At 54.5% G+C, this 15,479-nt stretch carries 14 protein-coding genes; 6 read left to right on the top strand and 8 right to left on the bottom strand.

From position 1 onward, the window contains the following. Positions 1–16: 16 nt before the first annotated feature. From J5224_RS00515 to J5224_RS00530, 4 genes are all read left to right on the top strand, one after another. Positions 17–2,218, top strand: a complete 2,202-nt coding sequence (locus tag J5224_RS00515) for an ABC transporter permease subunit (protein ID WP_264623484.1) — start codon at positions 17–19, stop codon at positions 2,216–2,218. After that, positions 2,215–3,873, top strand: coding sequence for a phosphate ABC transporter permease PstA (gene pstA / locus J5224_RS00520; RefSeq protein ID WP_264623485.1), 1,659 nt, complete (start codon positions 2,215–2,217; stop codon positions 3,871–3,873). Before J5224_RS00515 ends, pstA begins: the two co-directional genes overlap by 4 nt. A gap of 43 nt (positions 3,874–3,916) precedes the next feature. Then, positions 3,917–4,732 (top strand): phosphate ABC transporter ATP-binding protein PstB, encoded by an 816-nt coding sequence (gene pstB / locus J5224_RS00525; RefSeq protein WP_264623486.1) that lies wholly within the window; start codon positions 3,917–3,919, stop codon positions 4,730–4,732. Positions 4,733–4,846: 114 nt separating this feature from the next. Further along, positions 4,847–5,287, top strand: a complete 441-nt coding sequence (locus J5224_RS00530; RefSeq protein WP_264623487.1) for a helix-turn-helix domain-containing protein — start codon at positions 4,847–4,849, stop codon at positions 5,285–5,287. Positions 5,288–5,481: 194 nt separating this feature from the next. On the opposite strand, the gene J5224_RS00535 is transcribed toward J5224_RS00530, so the two are convergent. The 6 genes from J5224_RS00535 to ppiB all read right to left on the bottom strand — a co-directional run bounded on the left by J5224_RS00535 (position 5,482) and on the right by ppiB (position 11,784). Next, positions 5,482–6,849 carry an L-serine ammonia-lyase gene (locus J5224_RS00535; protein ID WP_264623488.1) on the bottom strand — a complete coding sequence of 456 codons (1,368 nt, stop codon included), beginning with the start codon at positions 6,847–6,849 and terminating at the stop codon, positions 5,482–5,484. A gap of 155 nt (positions 6,850–7,004) precedes the next feature. Next, positions 7,005–8,285, bottom strand: a complete 1,281-nt coding sequence (locus J5224_RS00540; RefSeq protein WP_264623489.1) for an HAAAP family serine/threonine permease — start codon at positions 8,283–8,285, stop codon at positions 7,005–7,007. A gap of 501 nt (positions 8,286–8,786) precedes the next feature. Continuing rightward, positions 8,787–9,851, bottom strand: coding sequence for a 5-(carboxyamino)imidazole ribonucleotide synthase (purK, locus tag J5224_RS00545; RefSeq protein ID WP_264623490.1), 1,065 nt, complete (start codon positions 9,849–9,851; stop codon positions 8,787–8,789). Beyond that, complete coding sequence (gene purE / locus J5224_RS00550) at positions 9,848–10,357, bottom strand: 5-(carboxyamino)imidazole ribonucleotide mutase (RefSeq protein ID WP_264623492.1); 510 nt, start codon at positions 10,355–10,357, stop codon at positions 9,848–9,850. The genes purK and purE overlap by 4 nt, the downstream gene beginning before the upstream one ends. A gap of 199 nt (positions 10,358–10,556) precedes the next feature. Then, positions 10,557–11,279 (bottom strand): UDP-2,3-diacylglucosamine diphosphatase, encoded by a 723-nt coding sequence (lpxH, locus tag J5224_RS00555; RefSeq protein WP_264623493.1) that lies wholly within the window; start codon positions 11,277–11,279, stop codon positions 10,557–10,559. A 10-nt stretch (positions 11,280–11,289) separates the two neighbouring features. Next, on the bottom strand, positions 11,290–11,784 hold the full coding sequence (gene ppiB / locus J5224_RS00560; RefSeq protein WP_264623494.1) for a peptidylprolyl isomerase B: 495 nt from the start codon (positions 11,782–11,784) through the stop codon (positions 11,290–11,292). A gap of 341 nt (positions 11,785–12,125) precedes the next feature. On the opposite strand from ppiB, the gene J5224_RS00565 reads away from it, so the two are divergent. Both J5224_RS00565 and cysS read left to right on the top strand, forming a co-directional pair. Further along, on the top strand, positions 12,126–12,548 hold the full coding sequence (locus J5224_RS00565; RefSeq protein WP_264623495.1) for a DoxX family protein: 423 nt from the start codon (positions 12,126–12,128) through the stop codon (positions 12,546–12,548). Between the two features lie 224 nt (positions 12,549–12,772). Then, positions 12,773–14,158, top strand: coding sequence for a cysteine--tRNA ligase (gene cysS, locus J5224_RS00570; RefSeq protein ID WP_264623496.1), 1,386 nt, complete (start codon positions 12,773–12,775; stop codon positions 14,156–14,158). A gap of 106 nt (positions 14,159–14,264) precedes the next feature. On the opposite strand, the gene ybcJ is transcribed toward cysS, so the two are convergent. Beyond that, a complete protein-coding gene (ybcJ, locus tag J5224_RS00575; protein WP_264623497.1) occupies positions 14,265–14,477 on the bottom strand; it encodes a ribosome-associated protein YbcJ in 213 nt (70 codons plus the stop codon). Positions 14,478–14,561: 84 nt separating this feature from the next. Further along, positions 14,562–15,425, bottom strand: a complete 864-nt coding sequence (gene folD / locus J5224_RS00580) for a bifunctional methylenetetrahydrofolate dehydrogenase/methenyltetrahydrofolate cyclohydrolase FolD (RefSeq protein ID WP_264623498.1) — start codon at positions 15,423–15,425, stop codon at positions 14,562–14,564. Between the last annotated feature and the right edge of the window lie 54 nt (positions 15,426–15,479).

The following is a 15,479-nucleotide window of genomic DNA, read 5'->3' on the forward strand; positions in this document are numbered from 1 at the left end:
GGGTGGTGTAGGGATAATGGCAGAAACAGACAGCAGATTTGCCTATCAGGATGCCCGACGGCGGCGTCTGGATCGCGTAACGCAGCACATCGTGGTAGGCAGTGGCCTGCTGGTGATGATGGCGCTGGTGCTGATTTTTTTCTATCTGCTGTACGTGGTTGCACCGCTGTTTGTTTCCCCCTCGGTAACACAGTACGCTGCGTCGCCGCGCGTGGCATCGGTGCCATCTGCCGCTGTCGGGATCAGCGATGACGGTTCCTTGGGGTATCGCATTGATCAGCAGGGCTTTGGCGAGTTTATGGCTTTTGCGGGCCGGCAATCTCTGCCACGTACCGCACTGAGCGTCACGCCCATTACGCATGCCGTCGCCTTCGGTGAGGGGCAGCCGCATTACGCGCTGCTGTCTACCACTGGCCACATTACGATCGTCGCCCCCTTTATTCCGCTTGCCGGTAATGCACAACCAGCCTGGCGTTACCCGTTTGGCAAAATGCCACTGGCGTTGACGGCGGATGACACACCGCTACGCCATCTGGCGCTGGCACTGCGCGAAACCACACCGGCGATGGCCGATAACGCTGCCGCCACGCTGGTGGATGCGGTCGCCGTTTGGGTGACGCAGGACAACCGTTTGTCCATGGGGCGCATTTCCGCTGAGGGTGTGCAACGTATCGCCAGTGTGGCACTCGGCGACACGCCGGTTGACGCCCTGGTGCTGACGCCCCGTGGCGATGTTATCTACAGCTTAAGCGGCAACCAGCTGACCTCGTGGCGCGTCAGTGGTGAGACGCTGACGCTTTCTGGTACGGCAACGTTGCCCACTGACGGGCCGTGGCGGTTGGCGCTGCTGTCCGGCGGTTATTCGCTGCTGGTGTATAGCGAGGGTGGCAAAATATTTCAGTGGTTTGATGTGCCTGGCGCGGATGGCCTGCGCCTGACGGAGATTCGAGATTTCCCGCAGCGCGAAACGCAAGGTATGCAACTGATGCCGGAAGCCTCGCGCCGGGTATTTGCCACCCTGACGCCGCAGGGTGAGCTTTCGCTGTTTGCCAGCAAACAGTCTGCTGCCGTGTTAACGCAGCAGGTTGCCGCGCAGGCACAACGCATGGCGTTTTCGGCGCACGGCAAAGCGCTATTGCTTGAGACATCAACGCAATGGTATGCCTATCGCGTCGATAATCCTTACCCCGATATCGGCTGGCGCGGGTTGTGGCAGCGCATCTGGTATGAGAACTACCCTCAACCCGACTTTATCTGGCAGTCAACGGCGGCGGACGACAGCTATCAGGCCAAGTTCAGTCTGGTACCGCTCTTGGCCGGTTCGCTGAAGGCGGCGCTGTACGCCATGTTTTTTGCCACGCCGCTGGCGCTGGCTGCAGCAGTGTATACTGCGTGTTTTATGACGCCGGGTTTACGCCGCTGGGTGAAACCAACCCTCGAGGTCATGGGCGCGCTCCCGACTGTGGTGGTGGGGTTGATTGCCGCACTCTGGCTCGCGCCGCACGTTGAAACCTACCTTTCCGCTATTCTGGCGTTGCCGCTGTTCTGTACCCTGGGCGTTCTGGGCGTCGGCGCGTTGACGGCGCGCTGGCCGCGCGTTGCCCGCTGGATGCAGGGACGTGAGGTGCTGCTGTTGATGCCGGTGCTATTGCTGATCGTGCTTGGGGTTTGCGGGTTTGCCCCAGCACTGGAAGTGAGTCTGTTCGGACAGCCGCTGTACCAGTGGATGGACGGCAATTTCGTGCAGCGCAATGCGCTGGTGGCCGGGATTGCGCTGGGTTTTGCGCTGATCCCGCTAATTTTCTCCTTGGCGGAAGATGCCTTGTTCAATGTACCCACGCGACTGAGTCAAGGCTCTTTGGCGCTGGGGGCAACGCCATGGCAAACCTTGTGGCACGTGGTGTTGCCGTCTGCCAGTGCCGGTATTTTTGCCGCATTGATGCTGAGTTTTGGCCGCGCCGTTGGCGAAACCATGATTGTGTTGATGGCAACGGGCAATACGCCCATTGTCGATGCGGGGCTGCTGCAAGGGTTGCGCTCACTGGCGGCCAATATCGCTATCGAAATGCCGGAGGCTGTGATGGGCAGCGGGCACTATCGTGTGCTGTTCCTCACGGCACTTGTGTTGTTTATCTTTACCTTTGTGGTCAATACGTTGGCCGAAACCCTGCGTCAGCGATTGCGCCGACGTTACCGGGATGAGGGGGATCACGCATGACGTCTCAATCGACCGTCCCCGAAGGGCAGACACGCAAATGGTTTCGCAGCGGCACGCCTTGGGTATGGTTAACCGGTGCGGCCATTGGCGTTAGCCTGTTGGCGATGCTGGCCGTGGTGGTGATGTTGGCCTGGCAAGGGGGGCGCTATCTGTGGCCGCAACCGGTGTGGCAGTTCACGCTAACCGAGCAGGTGGCGGGAACGCCGCGCGCGCTGTTGGGCGAACTGTATGCCCGCCAAACGTTGAGCGCGCCTTCCTCCGCTGATGATGAAGCGGCGGTACGCTATCTGGTTAAGGTCGGAATGCGTGAGCGCTACGGGCAAAGTTTCCAGACGCTGCTTTCTTCAGCGATCGCCACGCGATCGCTGCCCGCCGATGTGATTGTGCTTAAGCGCGCGCACAACGGCGTTGCCTATGGTTTTCTGGCGGGGATGCTGGAAGATGGTCAACCGTTGCTGGCAGAAGATCTGCCCGCGACCTTGCAGCGCCGTATCCAACTGATGCAGGGATTTGTGAACAAAACGCAACGCATCCGGTTGGTCGACATGCGTAAAATCAACCAACGGGTTGAAGCGCTGAGGTTGGAGGAGAAACAAAAACAGCGCACCGAGGTGCTTGATACCCAAACGCTGGCGCGCCTTCAGGCTGAACACGGTGAGTTGCAGAGGCGGTTTGATACGCTTTCCGGGCAACTGGTGACGCTCAATCAGGAGATCGATCGTAATCAGGTTTTGTTGCGCGACGCCGAAGGCACGCTGTATCGCATTCCGCTTAAGGAAATAGAAGGCGCCTGGTTTCCCAATAGCATGAGCCGGTGGGATAAAATGCGGCACTGGGGGCATGAAATGGCATACCTGCTCACCCACGATGCGCCGGACAATGCCAGCGGCCATCTGTTCCCGGCCATTTTTGGCACCGTGCTGATGGTTATCCTGATGTCGATTGTTGTGATGCCGTTAGGGGTGATCGCCGCGATCTATCTTAATGAGTATGCCGGGAAAAATCATTTCACACGCTGGGTGCGTATCGCCGTTGCCAACCTGGCGGGGGTGCCTTCGATTGTGTATGGCGTGTTTGGGTTAGGCTTTTTTGTCTACCTGATGGGCGGTACGTTGGATAAGCTGTTTTATGCCGATGCGTTGCCCAATCCGACGTTTGGTACTCCGGGGCTGCTGTGGGCATCGCTGACGTTGGCGCTGCTGACCCTGCCTGTGGTGATCGTGGCGACGGAAGAAGGGCTGGCGCGTATCCCCATGTCGCTGCGCCACGGCTCATTAGCGCTGGGGGCGACGCGGGCGGAAACCTTGTGGCACGTGGTGTTGCCGATGGCCGTTCCTGCCATGCTGACCGGCCTGATCCTTGCGGTGGCTCGGGCTGCCGGTGAAACCGCGCCGTTGATGCTGGTGGGCGTAGTGAAGTCTGTGCCGGTGCTACCGGTGGATGATATTTTCCCCTATCTGCATCTGGAACGGAAATTCATGCATCTTGGCTTTCAGATTTACGATTTGGCGTTCCAAAGTGCGGATGTGGAAGCGGCCCGCCCGCTGGTGTACCTCACAGCGCTGTTGCTGGTCGTGATTGTGGTCGGGTTGAACGTGGCGGCCATGGGCCTGCGCCACGTGTTGCGCGAAAAATACCGCGCGTTGACGCTGTGACGGGGTTTCTCGTCTTGAAGCAATATTTCATTAGGAAAAGGCTATGCGAGTAACCAATCCCCTGCATGCATCACCGCCGCTGGATATCAGCCAATTGACCGATGAGCAGACGGCGCTGGAGGTGGATCATCTCAGCCTCTATTACGGCGAAAAACTGGCGCTGAACGATATCTCGTTGCGCATTCCGCAGCATCAGGTGACCGCGCTGATTGGCCCGTCTGGTTGCGGTAAATCGACGCTGCTGCGCTGCTTTAATCGCATGAACGATCTGGTGGAAAATTGCCGTATTGATGGTGATATTCGGCTGCGCGGCGTTTCCGTCAGGGATGCCCAGTGGGATGTTTCGGCGCTGCGGCGGCGGGTAGGTATGGTATTTCAGCGCCCCAATCCGTTTCCCAAATCCATCTATGACAACGTGGCGTATGGCTTGCGCCTGCAAGGTATCCGCGATCGGCGTTTACTGGATGAAACCGTGGAAAATGCGCTGCGCGCAGCGGCGCTGTGGCATGAAGTGAAAGACCGACTGGGCGATAATGCCTTGACGCTCTCCAGCGGTCAGCAGCAGCGCCTGGTGATTGCCCGAGCCATTGCGATTGAACCCGAAGTGTTACTGCTCGATGAACCGACATCCGCGCTCGATCCTATCTCTACGCTGGTGATTGAAGAGCTGATGGGGGCATTAAAACAGCGCTTCACGCTGGTGTTGGTGACACACAACATGCAGCAAGCGGCGCGGGTATCGGATTACACTGCCTTTATTCATCAGGGCAAACTGATTGAATACGATCTCACCGATACGCTGTTTACCTCTCCCGTTCAGCGCAAAACGGAAGATTACATTACCGGGCGCTTTGGTTAAGGGGCCAGCAGAAAAAATCGTAAAAAAACCTGTCTTTTGTACGATTCTCCGTGCCATATGAAAAAGTGATGATAAAATGTGCGGAATTTAATCGGGCGCAGGTAAAGCCGTAACATGAAATTCAGCAGTATGAGTGAAGGCGACATTGTTGTTGAACTGTGCCGGAGAATCAAAGAAGCACGCATTCAGCAGCGTCTGTCGCAGGTTGATTTGGCCGAACGCGCTGGGTTAGGCATTGCCACCATCAAACGCGCGGAGCTGGGGGAATCGATAACCCTGAGCAGCCTGTTGTGCATTCTGCGCGGTTTGAACCGTCTGCATCAGCTAGAAGGCGTGTTGTTTGACGCGGATGTCACCGCTTTCCATGCGCAAATCAGCGGAGAAAAACAGCGCACGCCGATGCGCATTCGCAAGAAGGCCACGGCATTCCCGCCGCAAACCCACAGCGCACCCGCTGCGGTGAAGCCGGTTGCGAACAGCACGGTGGATTGGTACATCTCGGCGGCAGAGAACAACATTATCTGGTCGCGCCCAGAGAATGAGAAAAAGTCCTGAGGTGGCCGCCTGTCGCTCTGGCATCCATTCGGGCTCTTTCACATCTCCCCGTCATTCCCGCGCAGGCGGGAATCTCCTACAGGCTAAACGCGTTCCTTCTGCCAGAGATCCCCGGCTTTCGCCGAGGATGACGTGAGTGTGTGAAACGAAGACGATGCGAGTGTGTGAGTCGAGGACGCTGAGAAGATCCCGCACTATTCGCACAGCACCACTTTGATTGCCAGCCCGCCGCGAGAGGTTTCGCGGTATTTGGCGTTCATGTCTTTTCCGGTTTCGTACATGGTTTCGATGACCTTATCCAGCGAGACGCGCGGTTCGCTGGTGCGGCGCATCGCCATGCGTGCTGCATTGATGGCCTTAACTGAGGCGATGGCATTGCGCTCGATACAGGGCACCTGTACCTGACCGGCCACCGGATCGCAGGTTAATCCCAGATTGTGTTCCATGCCGATTTCAGCCGCAATGCACACCTGCTCCGGGTTAGCCCCCAGCAGTTCCGCCAACCCGGCTGCCGCCATGGAACAGGCAACCCCCACTTCGCCTTGACAGCCGACTTCCGCCCCAGAGATGGAAGCGTTCATCTTATACAGTACGCCAATGGCACCCGCCGCCAGAAAATAGCGCAGATAGGATTCCTGCGTCACCGGTTGGACAAACTGATTGTAGTAAGCCAGCACGGCGGGAATGATGCCGCACGCGCCGTTGGTCGGCGCCGTTACCACGCGTCCACCGGCGGCGTTCTCTTCCGAGACCGCCATGGCAAACATATTCACCCAGTCCATGGCATCCATTGGATCTTTAGAGAAGCGATCGTTGATAAACAGCAAACGGTGCAACGCCGAGGCGCGGCGCGGAACGCGCAGCGGGCCGGGCAGAATACCTTCGGTGTTCATGCCGCGATGGATGGCGTTTTGCATGGTTTGCCACACCTCGGCAAAATAGTGCTCGATAGCCTCGCGTCCGTGCAGGGCAATCTCATTCTTCATTACAATCGCCGACAGGGACAGGCAGTGATCGTGGCAGTGTTGCAGCAGTTTTTGCGCGGAGTAGAACGGGTAGGGCGCGCTCTCCTCCGTTGTCAGCGTCTTGCCGAAATGTTCCTGATCGACAACAAAACCGCCGCCAATAGAGTAATAGGTTTTGCTGTGTAGCAAGGTTTGCTGCTGGTAGGCACGAATCGTCATGCCGTTTTCGTGCAACGGCAGGTTTTCCGCCTGAAAACGCAGCGCGGTTTCCAGCGGAAAGTTCACCTCATAGTCGCCTCCCAGCAGAGGCAGGCGCTGGGTCTCTTTTACCCGTTGAATAAACGCCGGAATACCGTCGATGTCCACGCTGTCCGGCAGATTTCCGGCCAGCCCCATAATGATGGCGATATCCGTATGGTGCCCTTTACCGGTCAGGGAAAGCGAACCGTACACGTCCACCACGATATCGGTAACAGAGGTAATAAGCGACTGGCTGACCAACTCATCGGTAAACATTTTACCTGCTTTCATCGGCCCGACGGTGTGCGAACTCGACGGCCCAATACCAATTTTGAAAATTTCGAATACGCTGACCATGGCGATTTCCTCTAACAAGAGGCTGACAACGCCAAGGCGCTGCCAGCAGATTCCGTCATCAGGTGTGCCAAGAGGCAGCTGGCAATCTATGCCAACCGTCTCCTGACAGTCATGAGGGGGAACAGGGAAGCGGCCTGGTGCCGCTTCAGTATGGATTAACGCAGGCTATAGACGATGGCGGTGATGGCGATCAGGCCCATCACGGTAACGAACACGTTGCTTACTTGTCCGCTGTATTGCTTCATTGCCGGGACTTTCTGAATGGCGTACATCGGCATCAGGAACAGCAGGCAGGCGATAACCGGGCCACCCATGGTTTCAATCATACCCAGAATGCTGGGGTTGAGCGTGGCGACAATCCAGGTGGTCACCAGCATAAACAGCGCCGTGATGCGGTTCAGCTTGGCGTGACTGATGGTTTTACCGCGGCTGCGCAGCGATTTGGTTATCATGCCGTTAAAACCTTCGCCTGCACCCAAATAGTGGCCGAGGAACGATTTGGAGATAGCGATGGTGGCAATAACCGGTGCCAGATAGGCCATAACCGGGTTATTAAAGTGGTTTGCCAGATAAGACAAAATGGAAATGTTTTGCGTTTTGGCTTCCATCAGTTCCGTTGGGGACAGGCTCAGCACGCAACTGAACACAAAGAACATCACGGTCAGCACCATCATGATATGGCTGTAGGAAAGGATGCGGGAGCATTTGGGCTCGGCATCGTCGCCATACTCTTTACGCTTGGCAACGGCAAAAGAGGAGATAATGGGTGAATGGTTAAAGGAGAACACCATTACCGGGATCGCCAACCACAGGGTGGATAATAGCCCATTGCCCGTTGCGCTGCTGGTGAAAGACATATTATCAAAAATCGCTAAATTCCAATGAGGAACTAAATAAAATGCCAGCAGCATCAAGACCATGACAAAAGGATAAACCAGAATGCTCATGGCTTTTACAATCATGGCTTCGCCAAAGCGAACGATAAACATCAGGCCCAGAATTAATACCAAAGACAACACGGCGCGCGGCGGTGATGGTAAATGAAGTTGGTGCGTGATAAAGCTATCTACCGTATTGGTTATCGCTACGCTATAAACCAACAAAATAGGGTAAATAGCAAAAAAGTAGAGCAGTGTGATTAATTTCCCAGCACCGACACCGAAATGTTCTTCGACTACTTCAGTAATATCCTCACCACCTTTTTTACCGGATAAAACAAATCGACACAGTGCGCGGTGTGAGTAATATGTCATTGGGAAAGCAATAATTGCCATAATTATCAATGGAATTAATCCACCAATACCGGCATTGATCGGCAGGAACAGCACACCCGCGCCAATGGCCGTCCCGTAAAGCCCGAGCATCCAGACAGTGTCGCTTTTACGCCAACCAGAAGCGGGTGCGACGATCGCACTGCTTTCTTGGATTGTGCTCATAATTGGTTCTCCTTGGTGAACACAGTTTGCAAATCGTGTCAATATTGGTAATAGCACCAACGTTGTGTAAATAATAAGCATCGACGCGCTTTTATAACGCAATCGCATGTTTGAGAGTCAATACTGATTGTGGCGGCATTCTATATTGAGGCGGTCAGCGAATAATATTGAGATGATCACAGAAATGAATTGATGTGTTTTAATTTTATCAAAATTCGACCATAAATAAAATATCAATGATGATACTTTACGTTATTTATTTATAAGGTCTCTTGTTTGATACTTTAACTTAATTTTTATACCAAATAATAACCAATAACACGGTTGCTAATAAATAACGTTAATTTACCTGCGATTAATAATAGACCTAATAATCCATATGTCACGCCAAAATAAGACCCTGTAAATAGTGAGTGTTTACGGTTTGCCTACAAAACAGACGATAACGTGCGAGAAAGTACTTCCCACCTGTCAGGCGACGTGGTGGGAAGTGCACGGCGATTAAAGCGTTGCTTGTGCCCACTGTAAGCCGGAATGATAGGCTTCAGGTAACAGGGGAACGAGTGACTGTAACGTGTGTTGTAGCTGAGAGCGATCGCTGTGCGTCAGGTTTAAGTGGCCGACTTTACGCCCGGGTCGTACTTCTTTGTCATACCAGTGCAGATGAACCAGCGGCAGAGCCAACCAGGCGTGATTAACATCAGTGCCGATCAGATTGATCATGACGGCAGGGGCATCAATCACCGGTTTCGGCAATGGCAGATCCAGGATGGCGCGCAGGTGCAGTTCAAACTGGCTGATGGATGCGCCATTTTGTGTCCAGTGGCCGCTGTTGTGCACGCGGGGGGCCAATTCGTTGATCAGTAAACGATCGCCCACGATAAAGCACTCCATCGCCATCACGCCGACGTAACCGAGCGCATTCATGATGGCCGCGAGCATGGTTTCTGCCTGTTGCTGCATGTGCGCATCCGGCTGCGGCAACGCAACGCTGGCGCGCAGAATGCCCTCTTCATGCAGATTGTGCGTCAGCGGATAAAACACGCAGTGTCCATCCGCGCCACGCGCACCGACCATCGATACTTCGCCAGAAAAGGCAATGCCCTGTTCTACGATGCATTCGCCGTAGCACTCTGGCGGCAGGGTCGCGGCAGTGTCAGGGCGTAAACGCCACTGACCACGGCCATCATAGCCGCCCACGCGGCGTTTGACGATGGCCAACTCACCCAGTCGATTGAAGACGTCAGGCCACTCTTGCGCCGAAGCCAGCAACTGCCAGGGGGCAGTAGGCAACTGCAACGCATCCAGCAACTGTTTCTGTGTCAGGCGATCGGCCAGACGCGGAAAAATGTCGCGGTTAACAAAGGCCGCGTGCTCTGCCAATTCGCGCGTCAAGGCGGTTTCCGGCCAACGTTCAATCTCAGCGGTGATGACCGCGTGATGAAACGGCACGGATTCCGGTTCGGCATCCAACCCCACCGGATAGACGGCAATCCCCAAGGGTTCACCGGCCTGACGTAACATACGACCCAACTGGCCGTTTCCTAATACGCAAACGGGTTTCATGCTTCCTCCCGCGGATCGGGATGCGCCAGCACCTCATCGGTTTGCTGTTGACGCCAGGTGGCAAGGCGAACGGCCAGCTCACCATCGTGCAGGGCCAGAATCTGTGCGGCGAGCAGGGCTGCGTTGGCGGCCCCTGCTTTACCGATAGCCAGCGTACCCACCGGGATACCACGCGGCATTTGCACAATGGAGTACAGGCTATCAACGCCGCTTAATGCTGCACTCTGAACCGGCACGCCCAGCACTGGCACCAGCGTTTTCGCTGCCAGCATACCGGGCAAGTGCGCTGCTCCGCCTGCGCCCGCAATGATCACATCAAACCCGTTTTGTGCGGCTTGCTCTGCAAAGCTAAACAGCTTGTCCGGCGTGCGGTGCGCTGAAACGACTTCAGTGTGAAAGGGAATAGCGAGTGTGGTGAGAATTTCCGCAGCAAACTGCATCGTAGCCCAGTCACTCTTTGAACCCATGACGATGGCAATTTTTGCCGGGGCAGCGTTGGATGACATGCCTGTAGTGCTCCTGTGATATGACGTATTGAGACGCATGGCTGCGTCGGCCAGAAAACGGATGACGCTCTGGCTGGAGGGCGCAGATCATACCATGAGCGTTCGGGAAGGAAAACGGTTGCGTGGGGGCCAATCACAGTATTATTGCCGTTAACGGCATCACAGCTTTGCGATAAAAGGCGTGGAAAAGTGGAGGAAATTAGAAGGGAAATGAAATCAATGCGGTATCACTCGCTGTGACTTTTATCATCCATCCTTGCTCATGCCAGGCACCCAGTACTGCCCGTTGCGCTTCGCCGTTTTGGGTGATGACGGTGTGTATCGCAGGCCGATGCGTATGCCCATGAATCAGGGTGTTAACGCCATACGTCTGTAAACACGCCTGTACCGCTTGCTGATTGACATCCATGATCTGCTGCGACTTATGCTGGTTTGCCTGCCGACTTGCCGCACGCATTTTTGCTGCCACCCTGAGACGCACGCGCAAGGGTAAACGCAAAAATAGCCACTGGATGAGGGGATTGTGTACCCGGCGGCGATATTTCTGATAGGCCGCGTCGTCAATGCACAGGGTATCGCCGTGCATGATCAGGATTCGGCGTCCATCGCATTCCACCACCTGTTCGGCGGGGAGCAACGTCATGCCCGCCTGCGCGGCGAAACGCTTACCCAGCAGGAAGTCACGGTTGCCGTGAATGAAGTAACAGGGGACACCGCGTTGTTGTAGCTGGCGCAGCGCGTTAGCCACGGTGGCATGCAGCGGTTGCGGATCGTCATCGCCGATCCAGGCATCGAACAGATCGCCCAGGATGTAGAGCGCGTCCGCTTGCGGGGCATCACGCTCCAGAAAACGCAGAAAACCGGCGGTGATCGCCGGTTCATGTACGTTCAGATGCAGGTCGGCAATAAACAGTGTTGCCATGCTGCTGCGATTACTCGCTAACGGTCACGTGGGTAATCACCACATCTTCTTTAGGCACGTCTTGATGCATGCCGCTGCGGCCGGTGGCAACGTCTTTGATCTTGTCAACCACATCCATGCCGTCGGTCACTTCGGCAAACACGCAATAGCCCCAGCCGTCGGCACGTTCTGAGCGGAAGTTAAGGAAATCGTTATCCACCAGGTTAATAAAGAACTGTGCGGTAGCAGAGTGTGGATCGTTGGTGCGTGCCATAGCCAGCGTGCCGCGGGTGTTTTTCAGGCCGTTATTGGCTTCATTAGCGATAGGCGCTTCGGTGGCTTTTTGCTGCATACCCGGTGCGAAACCGCCGCCCTGGATCATGAACCCATTGATCACACGGTGAAAGATGGTGTTGTCATAAAAGCCGTTACGGCAGTAGTTTTCGAAGTTTTCCACGGTAGCAGGCGCTTTGTCTGCAAACGTGTTAATGACGATGTCACCGAAGTTTGTATGTAATGTAATCATAGTGAGTAAACCCTGAGAACCAGAAGGATGAGACTTCAGCTGCCAGGCAGTGCCGTCTGCTTAAAGGCTGAATAACCAAGGCGCTCTTATAGCATAACTGGCTGCGCGAGTCAGTATGATGAGGGAACTATTCGCAGGGTAGATGTGGACCGTTTGGTTAAAAAGTAACGCAATGTCAATAAAATTGATGATATGTCATATATTTGCGTTATTTTATTGAATAAAATTTTTCTTGTTGTAGATCAAACATTACTTATTTGGGAGTAGGATTTGCTATTGAGTCAGATTAGTCTTAAATGATTCGTATTACTGAGTTTACTAACAATACTAACAGGTGAATCATGCTGGGCTTAATCAATCGTGTACTGGATAAACCCGATGCAGGCAAACTGCTGCTGCGTCTTGCTTTTGGCATTTTGCTGATTTTTCATGGATGGCACAAAATGGTCGATGGAGTAGGTGCCATCGCGGGTATGCTGACAAGGGCTGGGTTGCCGGAGTTTATCGCGTATGGTGTCTTTGCGGGTGAAGTGATTGCCCCTGTTTTGTTGATTCTCGGCATCCTGACACGTCCTTCTGCCTTAGTGGTTGCGGGCACCATGGTGGTCGCGCAACTTCTGGCTGCTCCGGCAGGCTTTGTTTCACTGGCGAAAACCGGTGCCTGGGGCGCTGAACCAACGGCGGTATTCTTCTTCGCCGCATTGGCTATTGCCCTGTTGGGCAGTGGTAAATACTCTGTGATGAGTAATCCGAATTTGCGCTAACGCCGTTTCGGTTTGCCAGCAGTAACATGAGACCCGGCGTACCCTTGCCGGGTTTTTGTTTTTTTAATCCTTATCAATTATCTTCCTATTACACGGTCTCAGTCTTGCAATAGCGCGAGGTTCAGGTTTCAATACGCTGCTGGGCTTACTGAACCCGCCTTAACGGCGTTGTTGCGTTTGCTGCACATACTCCACTTCTCCCGCGAATATCATGGAATGTTTTGATGTTAAAGATTTTTAATACGCTGAGTCGCCAAAAAGAGGAATTCAAACCCATTCATGCCGGTAACGTGGGCATGTATGTATGCGGCATTACCGTGTATGACCTGTGTCATATCGGTCACGGGCGTACTTTTGTGGCTTTCGATGTGGTTGCCAGGTATTTGCGCTATTTGGGCTACTCGCTCAACTATGTGCGCAATGTAACGGACATCGACGACAAAATCATCAAACGCGCTGCGGAGAATGGAGAAAGCTGCGAACAGCTGACCTCGCGCATGATCGCTGAAATGCACGCTGATTTTGATGCGTTGAACATTTTACGTCCCGATCTGGAACCGCGTGCCACACACCACATCGCCGAAATTATTGAGCTGGTGGCGCAACTGATTGCGCGTAAACATGCCTATGTGGCAGACAATGGCGATGTGATGTTTTCTGTCGACAGTGCGCCGGGTTACGGTGTGCTTTCTCGCCAGGATCTGGAACAGTTGAAAGCGGGCGCGCGTATTGAGATTGCGGAAGTGAAACGCAACCCGATGGATTTTGTGCTGTGGAAAATGTCAAAACCCGGCGAACCGCACTGGACATCCCCGTGGGGTGAAGGGCGTCCCGGTTGGCACATCGAATGTTCCGCCATGAACTGCAAACAGCTGGGCGAGCATTTTGATATTCACGGCGGCGGTTCCGATCTGATGTTCCCGCATCACGAGAACGAAATTGCTCAGTCGACCTGCGCCCATGACGGCCCTTACGTCAACTACTGGATGCATTCCGGTATGGTGATGATCGATCGCGAGAAGATGTCTAAATCGCTCAACAACTTCTTCACCGTACGTGATGTGCTGAAATATTACGACGCCGAAACCGTGCGTTACTTCCTTATGTCGGGTCATTATCGTAGCCAGTTGAACTACAGTGAAGAGAATCTGAAACAGGCGCGTGCCGCTTTAGAGCGCTTATACACCGCGTTGCGTGGTACCGATCCGGCGGCGACGGCACAAGGTGGCGATGCGTTTGAAACGCGTTTCCGCACGGCAATGGACGATGATTTTAATACGCCGGAAGCTTACTCGGTGCTGTTTGACATGGCACGCGAGGTGAATCGCCTGAAAGCGGAAGATACAGTGGCAGCGGATGCGTTGGCCGCCGCGTTGCGCCGTTTGGCGGGAATTCTTGGGCTGTTGGAACAAGACCCGGAAATCTTCCTGCAAAGCGGTTCTCAAGCAGATGGTGATGAAGTGCAAGAGATTGAAGCCCTGATTCAGCAGCGTAATGACGCGCGCCAGGCCAAAGACTGGGCGCTGGCTGATGTAGCGCGTGCGCGCCTGACAGAAATGGGGATTGTGTTAGAAGACGGCCCGCAGGGTACTATATGGCGCCGCAAATAACATGGCATCGTAAATAACGTTACTGTTAGTGGTATCGTGTTAAAAATCGCCCGCGACGGTAAACCTTCGCGGGCGATTTCTATTGGGTCAGACGACGGGCTGTCGTTTAGGGCACGACATTTACCGATTGCCCGGCAAAGTTGACCCGTTGACCGGCAATGATTTTGCAGCGCTTACGCGTTTCTACCTGACCGTCAACACTGACGCCACCGTCAGCGATAGCGGCTTTGGCGGCAGCGCCGCTCTCGCTCCAGCCAAGCAGTTTAAGTAGATCGCACAGTTCAACGTGCGGGTGTTTATCGAGATGAAAAGTTTCCATAACATCCTGCTGTAAGAAAGAAAAAGGCGCGCCTGAGCGCGCGATGTTAACGTGATGTTTATGCGTTAACCGTAATCCGTGCCGTTACGCGTTGCCGTCGTGGTACTCTTCGCAGGCTTGTAGCGTGTTTTGAATCAGGGTGGCAACGGTCATAGGGCCAACACCGCCGGGTACCGGCGTTATCAGCGACGCGCGTTCCTGTGCGACGGAGAATTCCACGTCGCCTACCACTTTGCCGCTGTCCAGTCGGTTGATGCCGACATCGACAACGATGGCACCCGGTTTAATCCACTCGCCGGGAATAAAACCCGGTTTGCCAACCGCAACAATCAGCAAGTCGGCTTGCTCAACGTGTTGACGCAGGTTTTTGGTAAAACGGTGGGTCACCGTAGTGGTACACCCTGCCAGCAGCAGTTCCAGACTCATTGGGCGGCCAACAATATTGGAAGCACCCACCACCACGGCGTTCAAGCCGAACATGTCTACATTGTAGCGTTCCAGCAGCGTGATGATGCCACGCGGCGTACAGGCACGCAGCAGCGGGTCACGCTGGCACAGGCGACCGACATTGTAAGGGTGGAAGCCGTCCACGTCTTTATCGGGTGCAATGCGCTCAATGACTTTGGTGTTATTAATGCCTTCAGGTAGTGGCAACTGAACCAAAATACCGTCAATGCTGTTGTCGGCATTCAGTTCGTCGATCAACGCCAGCAGCGCGGCTTCCGTAGTGCTGGAAGGTAAGTCATAAGAGCGGGAGACAAAGCCCACTTCGTCACACACTTTACGCTTACTCGCGACGTAAATTTGTGAGGCGGGATTATCGCCGACTAACACAACAGCCAGCCCTGGCGCACGCTTGCCCTCGACCAGACGCTGCTTGACGCGCGCGCAAACTTCATCCTTCACTTGCTGCGCAATCGTTTTACCATCAATAATCTTTGCTGCCATCTCTGTGGAAATCCATCAAATAAAACTACGGGGGATGGCGCTATTTTGTCAGAA

Source organism: Candidatus Symbiopectobacterium sp. NZEC135 (genome assembly GCF_025962695.1).